Below are 16,968 nucleotides of genomic sequence, written 5' to 3'. Positions count from 1 at the left end.
AGTTCTTGGAAGGAGTTGGAAGCTGGTTTCCCGAATCAAAGGCCGAGTTGAAAGGGTGATGACTGGCCGGGAGCGAGGGGAGCCGGGTCTTTGGACGGACGAACCTCCCGGGAAATCAGGGAAGGGGCCGTACGGATGAAACGCGACGGGATCACGGTGGAGAGCCAAAAGGGCGGGAGCCTGGTGACCATCGACGAGCGGGAATCCTTCAGCAAGGTCCGTTCGCGGCTGGAGCGGCTCATCACCGCCGAGGGGGTCGGCGACGGCGAGCGCCTCAACCTGGACTTCGGCCGGCGCCTCTTGGACTCGGATCAACTCAAGAGGATCAAGAAGATCCTCGACCCGGTGACCGGGGTGATCCACATCATCCACGGTCAGAGCGAAGAGATCCTGTACAAGCGACCGCCTCAGGCCCAAGAGCCCGTCAGCGAGCTGGTGCCGAGCGCGCTGACCAGCGCAACCGGCCCGTTCAAGGCGACGCCCAGGCCTTCGGCGGCGGCCGAGGTCGCCGCGACCACGGTGGTGACGGTTCGGACTGAACCGAGCGCACCGCCAGTCTTGCCGCCGACGGTGCCGAAGCCGCCGATCGAGCCGAAGCCCGAAGCCCCGCCCAAGGTTGATGTCTCGACGAGGTCGGACGGGCCCGCGAAAGCCATCGCCACCCCCAGGGTCGAAACCCCGGCCAAGAGTGAGCCCCCGACGAGGCCCGGGGAGCGCTTTGACGACGCCTTTCCCGCCGGGCCGGGTCCCCTTTTCACCATCCAGTCCGGCCGGGCGAGGCCCCGACTGGCCGGGGAGAAGGCGGCCGACCTACCGCCCGCGCCCGCGGAGGCCGGGGCGCCCCCGCCAGATGACGAGGCGATGGTCATGCGGCGGACTCTTCGCTCGGGCCAGGTCATCCACTACCCTGGCCACGTCACCATCATCGGCGACGTCAACCCCGGCGGAGAGGTCATCGCCGGCGGCGACATCATCGTCCTGGGCGTGCTCAGAGGGATCGCTCACGCCGGGGCCGGTGGGAACGATCTGGCGGTCGTGGCTGCCTTCCGCCTTCGGCCGACGCAACTGCGAATCGGGAATCACATCGCCCGGGCCCCCGACGGAGAGGCCGGTGCCCCTGAGACCCCGGAACTGGCCAAGGTGAGAAACGGGGTCGTGGTCATTGAACCCTATCACGGACTTGGGGAATAGGAGGTTGGGACCTTGGGAGACGTCATCGTGGTGACATCGGGCAAGGGCGGGGTCGGGAAGACCACGACCACGGCCAATCTGGGTGCCGGCTTGGCGATGCTCGGCAAAAAGGTCGCCCTGTTGGACGGGGACATCGGTCTGCGCAACCTCGACTTGGCTCTGGGGCTCGAGAACCGGATCGTGTACGACATTGCCGACGTCGCCGAGGGTTTTTGCCGAGTGAAGCAAGCCCTCATCAAGGACAAGCGGTTCGAGGGGCTCCAGCTTCTGCCGGCCTCGCAGACCAAGGACAAGAGCGCGATCAGCCCGGACCAGATGCGGAAGCTCTGCGGCGAACTCCGCCGGGACTTCGACATGGTGATCATCGACTCGCCGGCGGGGATTGAACAAGGTTTCCGGAACGCCATGGCCGGCGCCCAGCAGGCCATTGTCGTGACCACCCCGGAGATCGCCGCCGTCCGCGACGCCGACCGGGTCATCGGCCTGCTCGAAGCCGCCGGCTTCAAACACCCCTATCTGGTGGTCAACCGGGTCAGGCCGACGATGGTTCGCCACGGAGACATGATGGACATCGACGACATCACCGACATCCTGGCCGTCGATCTCCTCGGGGTGGTCCCCGAGGACGAGGCCGCCATCACGTCGGGCAACCGAGGCGACCCGGTCATCACCAGCCGGACCTCACGGGCCGCCGAAGCCTATCGGAACATGGCCCGAAGGTTGTGCGGGGAAACCGTGCCGATGATGAGCCTGGAGACCGGAACCGGTTTCGTGGGCGCCATCAGACGGTTCATCGGCGGGCGATAAACTGCGGGACGGGAGGGCTCCGACATGTTTGAATTCCTCCGCGCCCGCCGGAAGGCCGAGACCAAGACAGCCGGCCAGATGGCCGTCGACCGGCTGCGCTGGGTCCTGGCTCACGACCGGGCCGAGTGCTGGGGCGACCGGGCGGTTCGCCTGGCCAAGAAGGCGACCGATGCGAAGGTGAGCGGCGAGCCCGGGCCAATCCAGGCGGCCGAGCCCGCGGCCCCCACGGCGCCGAAGGGCGTCGCGCCGCCTCCTCCGTCGGACCACCCGGCACCTACCAAGGTGATCATCGAACAGGCTTCGCCCAAGCCGGCGGTGGTTCTGACGACGGCGGCCGAGGTGGTTGGGGGGCCGCCCGCGCCCTCGGCGGTCACCGCAGCCGCGGCGCCGAGCGCGCCAGTTGCCCCAGGAAAGGCCGGGAATGGCACCATCTCAGCCAACCCGCCCCAGCCCATGGCCCTCAACACGAACAAGGCCATGGGTCCGCCCTCCGACCAGAGTGATCCATCCAGGCAGCCCGTTTCCAATGGGCCGGTCAAGGGGATGCCCCCGGCCGAGCCCGCAAAGGCGGTCATCGTGGCCTCAGCCGATTCCGAGGTGGCGGCGACGACCCTGGCCCCGGCTCCCGCGGCCAGGTCGACTCACGGTCCGGACCCCTTCAAGCCGCCTCAGGCCAAGGTCAGTCCGGCGCCGCCGACGCAGACCACCAAGACCCCCCGGATGGCCAGCAAGAACGCGACTCCGCCCAAGTCTCTGGGGACCTTCGGGGGTGTTCCCACGCCGGCCTGGGAAGCCCCCAAGGCCAACGGCGGTCCAAAGCCGGCGGGCCTCCTTCCGAAACCTTCCAGCCTTGTGACCAAGCCGCTCGACAGCCTGACCAGAGCGATCATCAGCTCGAGTAAGCCCATTGATACCCTGATCAGGCCGGGGATCGACTCGGCCAAACCCTTTGAAAGCTTCGCCAAGTCGATTACGGTCCAACCGAAGGTGGATGGCGCCGCGCCGCCGGCCAAGTCGAAGCACCGAAAATCGGCGCCACAACTACTTTTGCCGGGAGGTAAAGGAGACAAGAAAAGAGAATAATAGCTGGGTTGTAGGTCGACATAAGAAGGCAGGCGCCGTTCCCCATGTTCGAACGCCGGCTCTGGCGCAACCTGGACTATCCTCTGCTGATGGCGGTGATCATGCTGATGATCTTCGGCATCCTGATCATCGGCAGCGCCACTCGGTCCGGCGATGTCTCGGCCGATCCGCTGTACTACGTCAAGCGACAGATTCTCTTCGCCGCCCTCGGTCTGGTAGCCATCCTCATGATCCAGTTCTTCGACTACGGCTTCTTCGGCCGCCTGGCCAACGTCTTGTACGGACTGAACCTGGCCGGTCTGCTCGTGGTCGCCTTCGTCGGCCGCTCGGCGCTGGGCGGGCAGCGCTGGATCGACATCGGTTTCTTCCGGCTACAGCCATCCGAGATCGGCAAGGTCCTGATCATCATCACCCTGGCGGGCTTCCTCAGGCGGCGTGAAGGGCGCCTGGGGCGACCGCAGGACCTGATCGGCCCCTTCATCTATGCCGCCATCCCGGTCGTCCTCGTCCTGCGCCAACCGGACTTGGGCACCTCCCTGGTCTTCGTGGCCATCCTCTTCGGGATGCTGTACATGGCCGGCGCCAGAGCCCGTCAGCTGGCGACCATCGCCGGGGCGGGGCTGCTGGTCGTGGCGGCCATTCTCTTCCTGCACTTCCGTTATACCATCGACCTGCCGATTATCCGCAACTTCCTCAGGGATTACCAGATGAAGCGGCTGGTGGTCTTCATCGACCCGAGCATCGACCCGCTCGGGTCTGGGTACCACATCATCCAGTCGAAGATCGCCGTTGGATCCGGGGGCCTCTTCGGGAAGGGGCTTTTCGCCGGGACCCAGAACCAGCTCAACTTCCTTCCCGAGCAGCACACCGACTTCATCTTCGCCGTCGTCAGCGAGGAACTCGGTTTTCTCGGGGCCATCGGCCTGCTGGTTGTCTATGCCTTCATCATCTTCCGCGGCATCCAGATCATGGCTCACGCCAAGGACACTTTGGGCACGCTTCTGGCCGCCGGAGTGGTCACGATGCTCACCTTCCACGTCCTGGTCAACGTGGGGATGGTCGCCGGGATCATGCCGGTGACCGGCATCCCCCTACCCTTCATGAGTGCCGGGGGGAGCTCGCTCCTGGCCAACGCCGCGGCCATCGGGCTGCTCCTCAACGTCGGGATGCGGCGGCAGAAGATCCTGTTCTGAGTCTGGGCCCAGGCCCGCCGGATCAAGCCATGGAGACACGACAAAGCCCTTCCGCGCCTATGCGGGAAGGGCTTTTGGGCTCTCTCGGCCCATGTTCTACCGGTCCGATGGTCTTTCCGGTCCCAGGTCCCCAGGTCTAGCGGAGCAAGGCCTGCCAGATCAGCAACAGGAAGACCGCCGCCAGGTACGGACTGGACAGCTTGAACAGGGCATAAGCCTTGCGGGGGTCCGGTTGGTGACCGACGATCAGGCTGTAGACGACCACCGGGATCGGCAGGATCAGGCTGATGACCAGCCCGGCCGGATTGAACCGGGCGATGATCGGCAGGACCAGGCCAAAACCGCACAAGAACAGGCTCGAGGCGGCGGCGCAGCGGGCCGCGCGGTCGACCCCATAGACCACGGGAAGCATCGGCACGTCGGCCGCGCGGTAGTCATCTACGTGGAGGATGGCCAGGCTCCAGATGTGGACGGGGGTCCAGGCGACGACCAGAGCCGCCAGGGTGAACGGGACCAGGCCGAGAGCCTGGCCGGTGACCGCCGAGGTGACGACCATAATCGTCGCTCCGCCCGCCGGTGAGCCCAGGACGACATTCCACGGGGTCCTGGGCTTGGACCAGCCGTTGTAGATCAGGGTCGTGTCAAGGATCCCGAAGAGCAGCCAGAAGAGGCTCCAGGGGTGGCCCGTGGCGAGGGCCGGCAGGAGGCTGACCGCCACCATCACCAGGCCGAAGATCAGCGATTCACGAGGGGTCAGCCGCCCTTCGGGGACCGGCCGGCTCTTCGTCCGAGCCATGATGGCGTCCATCCGCCGGTCGATGAAGCCGGTGATGCCGTTGGTCCCCATGCTGCCGATGGCCACGGCCAGAGTGCCCAGCCACAGAGCCGGGTTGCGGAGGTCGCCGGCGGCCGCGTAGACGCCCCCCGCAAAGCCGACGAAGGTCAGGAGGACGACCGACTTCAACTTCGCCGCCTCGGCCAGAGCCTTGACCTTGCCCATGACGTCAGCCGCCGGTCCGACCGGCCCGGCCGTCCTTTCGGCCACATTTTCGAGCATGCCGCCGGCGCCTCCTCTCGTCCCTCGATTTGAGCATAGTCCATGAAGGGACCCCGGTTCATTGACCAAAGTCAACCGGCGGTCCGCCGATCATCGCCTCACGGCTCGGGCGGATTCCCCGCTCGATCGGCGGAGGGCTTCGACGTCGGGAACGAAGATCGTCTTCCCCTGGGTATGGACCAGACCGCGCTTTTTCAGGGCCGTCAGGGCCTGACCGCGGTCTCCTTGGTCACCCCGAGCATGTCGGCCAGCTGCTGGCGGGGCAGGACGATACAGTACGACCCCGGTCGTGGCCCCTCTCGGGCCTGGATCCCGCGCCCGCCGCGGTTGTGGGCGTCGGTGATTTCCATCAGGACCTGGGGCAGCCGCTCGTGGGCCGTGGCCGTGGCGAGGTCGTGGAGTCGCCGGTAGGCGTTGGCCAGATCGGCGATGAGCAGACCGATGACCGCCTCGGCCGAGTAGCAGTAGGTCTGGGCTCGGCCGTGGGCGCAGCCGCCGATGAGTTGCCCCGGATAGGCGAATCGGACGGTCTGCTCATTTCCACCTTCATCGACGATGACCACCCTGGCCATCCCTCGCGGACGATGTGCCATCCACGCACCTCATCCCCCTGGCGGACGATGGACGCGCCGGCCGGGAAATGCTCCAACGCGCTGAACTCGTCGAGCTCGGTTTGGAGGGCCCGGGGCAGGGCCAGGTCGGCATGGTTGGTCCCCGTGGCGATCGGGCATTCGCTGCATCGGTTCGGGACCGCTGCGGACGTTGGCAAGTTGACCCCTTCCCGTCCTAGCTGGTTGGCCGGCAAGACCGATTCCCGAATGAGTCTGAAGGTGCCTTAAAACCCCGCTGGCCCCATTCGACGGGCCGCGGGGCCTTTCCTCCAGTAGTCGCCGGCGAGACCTCGGCAAGCTCCGGCTTCAGGCCGAAAAGAAGAGCCCCCCGGTACGCAAACCAGGGCGGCTAACTGGTGGGAAGGGCCGAAGCCAGGCTCTACGAGCGCCCGCCTTTGATGAGCCCCCAGGCAAAGCTGCCGGTCATCAGCAGCAGCAGGGGAGCCAGGATGGCGAAGATGAAGGTGGCGGGCAGGATTGGCTTACCGGCCTTGAGGAAGGCCAGGGCCAGGCCGCCGATGCCGATCAGCGTTCCGCCGACGGTGACCAGGGCAAAGCTCCAGGGGCGCTGGCCGGCCAGGCAGGTGGCCAGCGGGGCGAAGAAGATGGTCAGGCCGGCCACCCCGTGGACGACGGCCAGGACCGCCGTGGCCAGGCCGGAGGGGCCGACGAAACGGGTGACAGCGATGGCCGCCAGGCCGACGATGGCGAAGATCAGGTAGGCCGGCTCATACTTGGGGTAGAGTTGAGCCACCAGCCCCGCCGACAGAGCCAGCGGGATGAAGGCGGCGACGATGACCACGAGGGGGTTGGCCAGTACTCCGTAGCCGAGGAAGATCAGCAATAGGCCGGCCACCAGCAGAACGGCGAAGGCGACGAAGTAGTAGAGGGGGAAACGGCGGTCGGCGGGCGATTGACGGCGCTGGAGGAAGTGAACGGCCAGGTACAGGGCGAGCAACCCGGTAAGTAAGAGGATCAGCCGGTCGAGGGACGTCATCTCAGGACCCTCCCTTCAATTCTGGGGGACACTGCGGACGCAACGGAACCCGATGCTGGGACCACCAAAGTCGGGGACGGCGCTGCTTCTGGCCCACACCCGTAGGTCCGGAGGGTGGTCTCCCTTGTGTCCGCCGCGCAGGTAGCGGAGGTGGGTCCAGGCGTAGACGTCGGCCGTCCACTCGTCGACGTTGCCGGCCATGTCATAGAGCCCGTAGGGACTGCGGGAGTCGGCGGTCTTGAAGTCCCCGTAAGTCCTTCCGTCGTAGAAGCCGACCGGGGTCGTGTCGCCGACCCTTCCCGGCGCCTCGAAGGGGTCACGGCTGTGGTAGTAGTTGGCGTTGGCCGGGCTGATACCCTCGCCCCACGGGTACGGTCGCCCATCGGTCCCTCTGGCCGCCTTCTCCCATTCCGCCTCGGTCGGCAGACGCCAGCCATGGAAGTCGGCGTAGGTCCTGGCCCCGAACCAGGTGACCATGGTCACGGGGTGGTTCTCATACCCGGGCTTGGCGGAGAAACGCCGGCCGTCGTAAGTGATCCGGGCCGCCTTATCGGAGAAGTAGTACAGCGGCCACTGCCCGGCTTTGATCTCCTTCTCGTGCTTCTTGCCCAGGAAGGTGTCACCGGGGTAGTAGCCGCCACCTCCTCGGCGCCCCGACTCATCATAGTACGCGGCGGCACGATGTTCATTGACTGTTGTCAATTTCGCCCTTCCGACCGGGAACCTTCCTGGCCCCCGAGCCGGGCCAGCCGATACAAGAGCCGGCAGACGACCTCGTGGGTGGTCCCAAGAAGGGAGGCCATCTCGTCGAGGGTCAGGTCCCGCGGCGCACGGCCCGGGAGTTCAGGCTGTGCCGTTCCTACGGCTGCTGTCGGAGTGGACCGGTTGAGTGACGAGGGACCCGGCCGTGGTGTGCTTAGCTCAGCTGAATCAGGCCCACGGACGGTGCAAGGCCGGGTCCTTGGATGGCCCGGCCTTGCGTCGCGCGCCTGGTTCATTTCTCTTCCTTCTTGGTGAAGGTGTCCTTCCCTGAGCACTGTGGGCAGCTCTTCGGCTTGCAGCGGCCTTCCTTCTCGTGTCCGCACTTCTTGCATTTCCAGACGGCCATTCGTCACTCACCTCCCGGTAACGGATTGTGACGCCGCCGTGTATGTTCTCTGTTCGCCGCGCCTTCCCCTGCCGCCGATCCGCATAGGCCCCCCGTCGGGGACGCAGCCTAACCACCTGAGGCGGCCACGCCAGAGGGCCGCGGCTTTCAGGAGGCGGTCGGGTGGCTGGTCTGAAGAAGGGGCTCAACTCCAGGCAACTCGGGATGATCTCGATCGGCGGGGTCATCGGCGTGGGCATGTTCCTCGGCAGCGCCACCGCCGTCAGTCTGGCCGGGCCGGCGGTGATAATCTCCTACGCCCTGGGCGGAGTGATCATGCTCCTGGTGATGATGGCCCTGGCCGAGATGTCCGTGGCCGAACCTTCCCCGGGGTCCTTCCGCCACTATGCCGGACGCTATCTGCACCCCTTCGCCGGCTTCCTCACCGGCTGGGTCTACTGGCTGTCATGGGTGGCCATCATGTCGGCGGAGATCGTCGCCGCTACTACCTACATGGACTTCTGGGTCCCCCATAACTACAGCTGGGTCTTCGGCCTGGTCTTCGCCATGGCCATGACCCTTGTCAACCTGCGGTCGGTGGGGTCCTTCGGGGAGTTCGAGTTCTGGTTCTCGATGGTCAAGGTGGTCGCCATCGTCGCCTTCATCGGCCTCGGCGGGGCCTTCATCCTCGGCGTCTTTCCGGGAGCGCGGGTCGGGGCGGTCAACTATATCGGCCGCGGCGGTTTCCTTCCGCGGGGAGTTCCCGGGCTGCTCCTGGCCATGGTCATGGTCATGTTCGCCTACGGCGGCACGGAGATCATCGGCGTGGCCGCCGGCGAGTCGACTAACCCGAAGCGCGACGTGCCCCGCGCCCTGGATGGGTTGGTCCTCCGAACGCTCATCCTCTACATCGGCTCCATCGCCATCCTCGTCGGAGTCATCCCGTGGAACGAGGTCGGACTGCGGGGGAGTCCCTTCGTCACCGTCTACGAACTTCTGGGCATCCCGGGCGCGGCCAACGTGATGAACTTCGTCGTCATCACGGCCGCCCTCTCGAGCATGAACTCCGGGCTCTACACGGCCTCCAGGATCCTCTTCAACATGGCCGAGGAGGGCGAGGCCCCGGCCATCCTGGCCGTCCTCAACCGGCGGCGGGTCCCGTCCAACGCGGTCGTCCTCAGCACCGTCACGCTCTATGGAGCCGTCCTCATTTACTACCTCTCGCCGCGCACGGCTTTCCTATACATCACGGCGATGTCTTCCTTCGGGGTGATGTTCACCTGGCTGATGATCGCCCTGACCCACCTGTACTTCCGACCGAAGATGACGGCCGCCAACCCGCGGGCCATCGCCTACCGGATGCCGGGCTACCCCTATACGACTTGGGCGGCCATCATTTCCATGGCCGCCATCATCTTCGCCATCTACTTCGTGCCGGGGGAGAGGATCGGGTTCGTCTCCGGGGCGGCCGTGGTCGCCGGGGTCACCGGCTATTACTGGCTGATCGTCACCCCGGCGAGGAGCCGAGCCGCCGCCCGCGGGGAGGCGGGTCGGGCAGCCGGCGCGGTTGGGGAGGCGAGCCCGGCCGCACGGACTTCCTCCGGACTGGACCTGGCCGGGTTCTTCGGCCTGTGGCCCAAGGACGCGGAGCCCCGCGAAGGCGGACCCGGCGAAGGCGGACCCCGCGAAGGTCGACCCGGCGAGAACCGGCCGCCCGCCTAGCGGCCCCCGGCGCTGACCTCGATCAGGGCCACCACCAACTCGGCCGCCTTGACCAGTTGATCCACGGCCAGGCTTTCCTGGTCGGTGTGCTCGTCGCTCGGACCAACCCCCAGGTTGACCGCCGGCAGCCCGTGGGCGTTGAAGACGTTGGCGTCGCTGCCACCCCCCCGGGGCACCAGCCCCGGCTGAAGGCCGACCCTCCTGACCGCGGCGCCCGCCACCCCGACGACCGCGTCCTCCGGATCGAGCTTGAAGCCCTCGAAGTCGAGCCGCTTGTCGATGTTCACGCGGGCCCCGGCCGAATTCGCTTCCCGACGGAAGGTCGCTTCGACCCGCTCGATCAGCCCGTCCAGGGCCGCCCGGTCGCGGCTGCGGGCCTCCAACTCCACGGTAGCCTCAGGGGGGACGATATTGGTCGCCGTCCCGCCCTCGATGATCCCAAAGTTGATCGTCGTGATCGGGTCGATCCGCCCGGTGGGTAAAGCGGCCACGGCCTTGGCGGCCACGTGGATGGCATTGACCCCTTTTTCCGGCTCGACCCCGGCGTGGGCCGCCCGGCCGATCACCTTGATCTTCAGGGCATAGGTCGATGGGGTTTCGACGATGATCGTCCCGACCTGACTGCCGCTGTCCAAGACGAAGGCGAACCCGGCCTCGCCGGCCTCATCGGCGGCGGACTTGGCCCCCAGGAGGCCGACCTCCTCGCCCACCGTGAAGAGGACGCGGACCTCGGGGTGGGGGAGCTTGGCCTGATGGATGGCGGTCAGCCCCTCGAGGATGGCGGCGATCCCGCCCTTGTCGTCTGCCCCCAGGATGTGCCGCCCGTCGCTGCGGACGATGCCCCCCTCGACCCTCGGCTCCAGGCCTTCGGTCGGGCGGACCGTATCCATGTGCGCACAGAGCAGGATCGGCCCAGGGGCCGGCCGGGCGTTCGGGCCTTGATGACCGTTGCTGCCGCCCTGGCCGCCGCTGCCCTGGCCGCGGTCGGCATCGGCCGGCCACCGGCCGAAGACATTGCCGGCCTCCCCGCCGAAAGTGCTGCCGGCCTGGTCAACCCGCACCTTCAGGCCGAGGTCCTCTAGGCGGGATTTGAGTTCGGCGGCCAAGCGCCCCTCCCGTCGGGAGGGGCTGCTTATCTTGACCAGGTCCAGGAAGGTTTGAAGCAGCCGTTTATCGTTTACGCTCACCCTTCGCGCTCCCTTCGAAAAGCCCGCTGGAGCAAGGTTAGCCAGGGACGGACGAGTTGATTCTGGGCGCTTGGTCCCTTCTGCCAGAGGCCGGTCCACCCGCGGCCAATCCATAAGCGGTCAGCGAAGATAAGGCCGGCCCCCGTGGGCCGGCCGATTGTCTGCCTCTTGGCATCCGCCTTGCTTACGGGTCGAACCGGCCATCGGGCGCCCTAAGCCATTGGTCGAACAGGGTGCTCAGGCTGCGACCGGCGATGGCCTCGCCCTCCTGGCGCAGGCTCGCCTCGCTGAGGTACCCACCGGCGTAGTTGGTCGCCAGGTTCCGCAGGAAGGTGAAGAAGCCTTCGTCGCCGAGGGTCTGGCGGAGGGCCCCGATGAACAGGCCCCCGCGCCCGTAAGCCATCATCTTGTACTCCTCGTCGGTGGCGAAGGCGGACAGGGGCTTGGCCACGGAGGACTGTGGGTAGGCGCTCCGCCGCGAGCGATAGAGCCCGAAGGCCCCACCGGCCAGCACGGACTGACCCGCGGCCGGGCCGTACTCCTTCTCGTAGTAGAGCACCGTCGAGTAGCCGGCCAGAGCCTCGTCGACCCACGGCTCCTCGAGTTGGTCGCTGCCGACCAGGTTGTACCACCATTGGTGGGCGACCTCGTGGGCGACCACCGCCTCCACCTCGGCCGGTCGCTCGAATTCGGCCGTCGAGAGGAGGATGAAGCCGGGGAACTCGACTCCCTTGAAATCCGTGATGGGGGCCTCGACGACCAGGAACGACCGCCCCGGGTAGGGTCCGAAGAGCCGAGTATACAGGTCCAGCGAGCGCCTGGCCGCCCCGATGGCCGCCCGAGCCCCCGCCTCGTGGCCGGGCAGGTAGAGGGCGACCACGGTCGGGTCGGTCCGGCCCATCTCGACCATGGTCTCGTGGCTCATCGTCAGGACCAGGGCGCACTCCCGGACCTTGCCGGTCTCGAGGGTCACGGTCTGGCTGGTTTCATCGCCCACGACCGGCAGCCCTCGATCCCCATACGGTCCGAAGACGGCCAGGCCCGGGGGAGTCGTCAAGCGGACCTTGTACGGTGCGGCCGCCAGGAAGGAGTAGTCGCCGAAAGCGGCCCCCTGCCCGCTGTGCCACCGTTCCCCGTCAAACACGTCGAGGCTCGGGTACCAGTCGTTGACCAGCCAGACGCCACCCCCGCCGGAGATCCCCTGGCGTTTGCGGCTCTGGGCCAGGAAGGTCGAGTACCGAAGGACCACCTTGACCTGCCCGCTCGGCCCCAGTCGGCCGGTGAGGGGGACGGTCAAGGTCAGGCCGACGCGTTCCGGCGAACCGGCCTCGGCCCCCGAGACCTCCTCGAGGGCGATGGTCTGAAGGCCCCGCGGGAGGTGGAAAACCAAACGATCCAGAGCCGTCTGGCTCTGGTTGGTGTAGGTGACCGTCACCCGGCCGGCGACCAACTGGTCGACGCCGAGGATGGCTTCGATTTCGTAGCCGTCGGGACCCAGGCTCGTTTGGTGGCTCTCCGCCGCCGCCGGCTTGGCCAGACGATCCAGGGCCCCGGTGGCCACCGCCAGCAGCCCGGCGGCGTGGCCGGATAGGCCGGGCTGGAGGAAGGCCAGGGCGGCGCCCCCCAGGGCCGCCGCAAGCAGGAAGGTCATGGTGAAGACGAGGACGGCGGTTACTTTCAGGGCTCGACGCAGACCAATCACCCCGAAAAGAGGTTATCTGCCTGTGCCATCGGCTCCCCCAAAGAAGCCGTTGAGGTTAGCTAATCAGGCGAGCGAGCGTCTCCCGGGGTCTAAAGTGAGGGACGGGCCAATATAAATAGTCGAGAATAGTCCAGGCTCGCGTTTTTGGCGACTGGAGGCGACCCTAATGCGCTGGCAGCGGCTGAGACGCCGGATGCGGACCCGGGTCCGGGAGTTGCGGACGGCCGAAGGCGGTTGGCACTGGAACTGGAGACTCAGGCTCACGGGTCCGTTGTGGGTCCGTCAAACCCTCATCTGCCTGGCCATTCTGGCCCTGGCCCTGGTCGGAAAGTCACTCGAGAAGTACCGACCGGTAGGGGTGGCCATGCAGGCCGTGCGGTACACTATCGGGACCGACTACGACTTCAAGAACGCCTGGGCCAAGCTGCCCTCGATGCAGACCATCGGTGGGCGCAACCTGTCCGAGGTGGTGGACCCGTGGCTCGAACGGCTCCGCTCCTTTCTGCATCTGGAGAAGCCGGCCCCGGCCGACCACCAGATGGTCCTCCCGGTGGAGGGCACCGTCACTTCGACCTTCGGGGTCCGGGCCGCGGCCGGTAAGACCGAGCAGCACTCGGGCCTGGACATCGCCGCCCCGACAGGGACTGACATCGTCGCCGCCCTGGCCGGCCAGGTGACCAAGGTGGGGCTGGACGACGGGTACGGCCGGGTGGTCGTCGTCGACCACGGGCGCGGGCTGACGACCCTCTACGCCCAGTGTTCGGAGACCAACGTCCAGGAGCGACAGGAGGTCCTGCCGGGCCAGGTGATCGGGAAGGTCGGCCAGACCGGCGACGCTGACGGGCCGAGCCTGCACTTCGAGGTCAGGGTCAACGGAAAGGCCGTCGACCCCTCGCCGTGGCTGCCCATCAGCCCAGGTAGCTAGGGCCGGGCCCCGATGACCGAGGATGCACCTTTTCACCCTCTTTGGGACGTCCATCGCCGCCCACCCGCTCTTTCTCGGGCTGCTTGCGGTGGTTGCCCTGGCCGGCTATCCCCGTGAGGCCCTGGTCGTCCTGGGCGCCCTCCTGACCCACGAGGTCGGTCACCTCGTCGCGGGCAAGGCGGTCCGGGCCGAAATCGAACGGATAACCCTCTGGCCTTTCGGAGGGGTGGCCCGAAACGACACGCCACCGGCCGATGCCTTCTCCGAGGGCCTTCTGGCCGCCTCAGGGCCCATTGGCAATCTCATCCTCATCGCCCTGGGTGGCTTGGCCGACCGCGGCGGCCTCCTCGACCCCTCCCTGTACGCCTTCTTCTGGCGTTTCAATCTGGCCATGATCGCCATCAACCTGGTCCCGGCCCTGCCCCTCGACGGTGGGCGGCTCGGCCGGGCCCTGTTGTCCCCGAGGCTCGGCTACCGGCGGGCGACGGCCCTCCTCCATCGGGCCGGGGCGGTCATCGGGACTGGGCTGATCGTCGCCGGGCCGGCCGGCATGGTCCTCGGTCGGGCGACGGCCGGACTGGCGGCGGCGGGGTTCTTCATCCTGGCCGCCGCCGTCTTGGAGCGCGACGCCCTGGTCTACCAAGCTTACACGCAGCTCTTTCGACGCCGGGTGGAGCTCCGGTCGGGGGGCGTCCTGCGCGGAAACCTCCTGGTCGCCCTGGGCGACCGGACGGTCAAGGAGGTCCTCAAGTCCTTCGAACCCCACGCCTTTCAGGTCGTCGCCGTCCTTGACCCGGTCACTCTCGGGCGCCTCGGGGTCCTCACCGAGGCTCAGGTTCTGGAGGCGCTGGAGGCCAACGCGTTCAATGCCACCTTGGCCTCGCTGCTATCGCCGCCGCCTGATGGCAGGGGAGGCTGCTGATAGGTTATAATAGGCTCATATGGTCCAATTCGAACATCTCCTCAGCCAGGTCCAGAAGCCCGCCCGCTATACGGGGGGGGAATGGAACGAAGTCCGGAAGGACCACGACTCAGTCGAGGTTCTTTTCGCCTTGGCCTTCCCCGACGTCTACGAGGTCGGCATGTCCCACCTCGGACTGCGCCTGCTCTACCACGAGTTGAACCGGCGTCCGGATACGGCCGCCGAACGGGTCTTCGTGCCCTGGGTGGACATGGAGGCCGTGATGAGGGGGCACGGGCTGCCCCTCTTCGCCCTCGAATCAAGGCGGCCGGTGCGGGAATTCGATCTCGTCGGGGTCACCCTCCAGTACGAGATGAGCTTCTCCAACATCCTGAACCTTCTGGACCTCGCCGGGATTCCACTCCTGGCGGCCGACCGGGGGCCGCAAGACCCCTTCGTCATCGCCGGAGGGCCCTGCGCCTTCAACCCCGAACCCGTGGCGGGGTTCTTCGATTTCATCGTCCTCGGTGAGGGCGAGGAGGTCGTCCACGAAATCGTCGACGCTTACAAGAAATGGCGGGGGGAGGGGCGCCCGGCCGACCGCCTTGCCTTCCTGGCCCGGACGGCGGCCATCCCCGGCGTCTACGTGCCGGCTTTCTACGACGTGACCTACGCGCCCGACGGGCGGATCGAGGCCATCATTCCGAACCGTCCCGGCGTCCCCACGGTCGTCCAAAAGCGCGTCGTCAAAGACCTCGATGAGCTGGACTACCCGACCAGGCCGATCGTGCCGTTCCTGGACATCGTCCACGACCGGATCATGATCGAGGTCTTCCGGGGGTGCACCCGGGGTTGCCGTTTCTGCCAGGCGGGAGCCATCTACCGGCCGGTCAGGGAACGGTCGGCCGGGAAGGTTAAGTCCCTGGCCGCAGACCTTGTCCGAAGGACCGGATACAACGAGATATCATTGACTTCATTGAGCACCACGGATTACAGCGCCATCGGCGAGGCCCTCCACGCCCTCATCGAGGACCATGGGCCGGCCGGGGTCGGCGTCTCCCTGCCCTCCCTGCGGGTCGACGCCTTTGACGTGAACCTGGCCCGGGAGGTTCAGAAGGTCCGCAAGACCGGCTTGACCTTCGCCCCCGAGGCCGGCACCCAGCGGCTGAGGGATGTCATCAACAAGGGTGTCACCGAGGAAGACCTGATGCGGACGGCCAGGGCCGCCTTCTCGGCCGGGTGGAATGGCCTCAAGCTCTACTTCATGATTGGTCTGCCGACCGAGACTGAGGCCGACCTGGCCGGCATCGTCGACCTGGCCCGCAAGATCGCCCGGGTCTACCAGGAAGCCACCAGCGAACAGCGGGGGCCCCGCGGCAACCGGCGCAACCTACGGTTGACGGTCAGCGTCTCGTCCTTCGTGCCCAAGGCCCACACCCCGTTCCAGTGGGAACCCCAGGACACCCTCGAAACCCTTCGCCGCAAGCAGGATTTCCTGCGCCGGAACCTGCCGCCCCGCCTGGCCGACCTCAACTGGCACGACGCCAGGGTCAGCTTCATCGAGGGGGTCTTCGCCCGCGGCGATCGGCGGCTGGGTCGGGTCCTCCTCGCGGCCCACCGGTTGGGCTGCCGCTTCGACTCGTGGTCCGACCAATTCCGGTTCGACGCCTGGCTGGCCGCCTTCCAGGAAGCCGGGCTCGACCCGGCTTCCTACGCCAACCGGCCGCGGGCCTATGACGAGGTCCTTCCCTGGGACCATCTGACTTCCGGCGTCACCCGCGAGTTCTTCATCGACGAACACCGCCGGGCCATGGCCGGCGAGACTACCCCGGACTGCCGGGCGGCGGGCTGCACCCTCTGCGGAGCCTGCCCCAACCTCGGCGCTGACCTGACGATAAAGGGCGGTGTGGGCGCGGGTGCGAATCAGGGCTGAGTTCATCAAGGGCGACCGGGTCCGTTTCGTCTCTCACCTGGACACGATGCGGGCCTGGGAACGGGCGATGCGCCGCGCCGACCTTCCGGTGACGTTTTCCCAGGGCTTCAATCCCCACCCCAAGATGTCTCTGGCCTCCAGCCTGGCCGTGGGTCTGACCGGGCGGGCCGAGATCATCGAGGTCACCCTGAACGAGCCGGTGGCCCCTGAGGACTTCGTCCGGCGGGTCAACGCGGCCATGTCCGAGGGCCTTCGGGCGACCAGGGCCCGCGAGGTCGCGGCCGAGGCGCCGAACCCGGCGGCGGAGGTCTCCGGGGCAACCTACGAGGCCCGGCCGTCGGGGGGCGGGGGGTCATCCGGGTCCGGGCCGGCCGGTCCGGTCGACGAGGCCGCCGTCCGCCGGGCGATCGACCTCTTCAAGGAAGCTGAGGCAGTTCCCGTCGTCAGAAGGACTGACAAGGGCGAGAGAGAAATGGATTTGAGGCCGCTCGTGCACGACCTTCGCTGGGAGGATGGGCGGCTGACAATGGTCCTCTCGGCCGGCCAGAACGGGACGGCCCGGCCCACCGACG

The 16,968-nt window shown here is 67.2% G+C and carries 16 protein-coding genes; 9 read left to right on the top strand and 7 right to left on the bottom strand.

What is annotated here, in order from left to right:
* Window positions 1–135 precede the first annotated feature (135 nt).
* The 4 genes from minC to rodA are packed head-to-tail and all read left to right on the top strand — an operon-like array spanning window position 136 to window position 4,274.
* Complete coding sequence (minC, locus tag VGL40_03785; GenBank protein HEY3314392.1) at window positions 136–1,191, top strand: septum site-determining protein MinC; 1,056 nt, start codon at window positions 136–138, stop codon at window positions 1,189–1,191.
* Window positions 1,192–1,203: 12 nt separating this feature from the next.
* Window positions 1,204–1,998 (top strand): septum site-determining protein MinD, encoded by a 795-nt coding sequence (minD, locus tag VGL40_03780; GenBank protein ID HEY3314391.1) that lies wholly within the window; start codon window positions 1,204–1,206, stop codon window positions 1,996–1,998.
* 24 nt (window positions 1,999–2,022) lie between these two features.
* Window positions 2,023–3,081: a hypothetical protein gene (locus tag VGL40_03775; GenBank protein ID HEY3314390.1), complete on the top strand. Its 1,059-nt coding sequence runs from the start codon at window positions 2,023–2,025 to the stop codon at window positions 3,079–3,081.
* A 44-nt stretch (window positions 3,082–3,125) separates the two neighbouring features.
* Entirely contained in the window at window positions 3,126–4,274 is a 1,149-nt protein-coding gene (gene rodA / locus VGL40_03770) for a rod shape-determining protein RodA (GenBank protein HEY3314389.1), read from the top strand.
* A 136-nt stretch (window positions 4,275–4,410) separates the two neighbouring features.
* Here the strand turns inward: rodA and VGL40_03765 are convergent, their stop codons facing one another.
* The 5 genes from VGL40_03765 to VGL40_03745 all read right to left on the bottom strand — a co-directional run bounded on the left by VGL40_03765 (window position 4,411) and on the right by VGL40_03745 (window position 8,047).
* Window positions 4,411–5,331, bottom strand: coding sequence for a protoheme IX farnesyltransferase (locus tag VGL40_03765; GenBank protein ID HEY3314388.1), 921 nt, complete (start codon window positions 5,329–5,331; stop codon window positions 4,411–4,413).
* Window positions 5,332–5,534: 203 nt separating this feature from the next.
* Window positions 5,535–5,924, bottom strand: a complete 390-nt coding sequence (locus tag VGL40_03760; GenBank protein ID HEY3314387.1) for a hypothetical protein — start codon at window positions 5,922–5,924, stop codon at window positions 5,535–5,537.
* 397 nt (window positions 5,925–6,321) lie between these two features.
* The gene (locus tag VGL40_03755) at window positions 6,322–6,939 is read right to left on the bottom strand and encodes a hypothetical protein (protein HEY3314386.1); all 618 of its coding nucleotides are present in this window, start codon (window positions 6,937–6,939) and stop codon (window positions 6,322–6,324) included.
* A gap of 15 nt (window positions 6,940–6,954) precedes the next feature.
* The gene (locus tag VGL40_03750) at window positions 6,955–7,641 is read right to left on the bottom strand and encodes an SUMF1/EgtB/PvdO family nonheme iron enzyme (GenBank protein ID HEY3314385.1); all 687 of its coding nucleotides are present in this window, start codon (window positions 7,639–7,641) and stop codon (window positions 6,955–6,957) included.
* Window positions 7,642–7,933: 292 nt separating this feature from the next.
* Window positions 7,934–8,047, bottom strand: coding sequence for a rubredoxin (locus tag VGL40_03745; protein HEY3314384.1), 114 nt, complete (start codon window positions 8,045–8,047; stop codon window positions 7,934–7,936).
* A gap of 162 nt (window positions 8,048–8,209) precedes the next feature.
* On the opposite strand from VGL40_03745, the gene VGL40_03740 reads away from it, so the two are divergent.
* Window positions 8,210–9,748 (top strand): amino acid permease, encoded by a 1,539-nt coding sequence (locus VGL40_03740; GenBank protein HEY3314383.1) that lies wholly within the window; start codon window positions 8,210–8,212, stop codon window positions 9,746–9,748.
* Here the strand turns inward: VGL40_03740 and VGL40_03735 are convergent.
* Together VGL40_03735 and VGL40_03730 are read right to left on the bottom strand one after the other, a co-directional pair.
* Window positions 9,745–10,935, bottom strand: coding sequence for a M20/M25/M40 family metallo-hydrolase (locus VGL40_03735; protein ID HEY3314382.1), 1,191 nt, complete (start codon window positions 10,933–10,935; stop codon window positions 9,745–9,747). The two genes, VGL40_03740 and VGL40_03735, sit on opposite strands and share 4 nt — an antisense overlap.
* A 184-nt stretch (window positions 10,936–11,119) precedes the next feature.
* Window positions 11,120–12,637: a M1 family aminopeptidase gene (locus VGL40_03730; protein HEY3314381.1), complete on the bottom strand. Its 1,518-nt coding sequence runs from the start codon at window positions 12,635–12,637 to the stop codon at window positions 11,120–11,122.
* 166 nt (window positions 12,638–12,803) lie between these two features.
* On the opposite strand from VGL40_03730, the gene VGL40_03725 reads away from it, so the two are divergent.
* From VGL40_03725 to VGL40_03710, 4 genes are all read left to right on the top strand, one after another.
* Window positions 12,804–13,562, top strand: a complete 759-nt coding sequence (locus VGL40_03725; protein ID HEY3314380.1) for a M23 family metallopeptidase — start codon at window positions 12,804–12,806, stop codon at window positions 13,560–13,562.
* 22 nt (window positions 13,563–13,584) lie between these two features.
* Window positions 13,585–14,484 (top strand): hypothetical protein, encoded by a 900-nt coding sequence (locus tag VGL40_03720; protein HEY3314379.1) that lies wholly within the window; start codon window positions 13,585–13,587, stop codon window positions 14,482–14,484.
* Between the two features lie 19 nt (window positions 14,485–14,503).
* A complete protein-coding gene (locus VGL40_03715; GenBank protein ID HEY3314378.1) occupies window positions 14,504–16,396 on the top strand; it encodes a TIGR03960 family B12-binding radical SAM protein in 1,893 nt (630 codons plus the stop codon).
* On the top strand, window positions 16,380–16,968 hold a 589-nt coding region (locus tag VGL40_03710; GenBank protein HEY3314377.1), incomplete at its 3' end, for a TIGR03936 family radical SAM-associated protein. The genes VGL40_03715 and VGL40_03710, both read left to right, overlap by 17 nt.

It is taken from the genome of Bacillota bacterium (genome assembly GCA_036504675.1).
In the GTDB taxonomy this organism is placed as follows: Bacteria; Bacillota; Sulfobacillia; order JAJYWN01; family JAJZPE01; genus DASXUT01.
This window is presented reverse-complemented; position numbering and strand designations above follow the sequence as displayed.

What these genes read in the sequence shown, in the direction of transcription:
- VGL40_03765 (HEY3314388.1), bottom strand. Translation starts at nt 5,331, where the DNA reads ATGCTCGAAAATGTGGCCGAAAGGACGGCCGGGCCGGTCGGACCGGCG.
- rodA (HEY3314389.1), top strand. Translation starts at nt 3,126, where the DNA reads ATGTTCGAACGCCGGCTCTGGCGCAACCTGGACTATCCTCTGCTGATG.
- VGL40_03755 (HEY3314386.1), bottom strand. Translation starts at nt 6,939, where the DNA reads ATGACGTCCCTCGACCGGCTGATCCTCTTACTTACCGGGTTGCTCGCC.
- VGL40_03775 (HEY3314390.1), top strand. Translation starts at nt 2,023, where the DNA reads ATGTTTGAATTCCTCCGCGCCCGCCGGAAGGCCGAGACCAAGACAGCC.
- VGL40_03760 (HEY3314387.1), bottom strand. Translation starts at nt 5,924, where the DNA reads ATGGCACATCGTCCGCGAGGGATGGCCAGGGTGGTCATCGTCGATGAA.
- VGL40_03745 (HEY3314384.1), bottom strand. Translation starts at nt 8,047, where the DNA reads ATGGCCGTCTGGAAATGCAAGAAGTGCGGACACGAGAAGGAAGGCCGC.
- VGL40_03725 (HEY3314380.1), top strand. Translation starts at nt 12,804, where the DNA reads ATGCGCTGGCAGCGGCTGAGACGCCGGATGCGGACCCGGGTCCGGGAG.
- minC (HEY3314392.1), top strand. Translation starts at nt 136, where the DNA reads ATGAAACGCGACGGGATCACGGTGGAGAGCCAAAAGGGCGGGAGCCTG.
- VGL40_03715 (HEY3314378.1), top strand. Translation starts at nt 14,504, where the DNA reads ATGGTCCAATTCGAACATCTCCTCAGCCAGGTCCAGAAGCCCGCCCGC.
- VGL40_03720 (HEY3314379.1), top strand. Translation starts at nt 13,585, where the DNA reads ATGCACCTTTTCACCCTCTTTGGGACGTCCATCGCCGCCCACCCGCTC.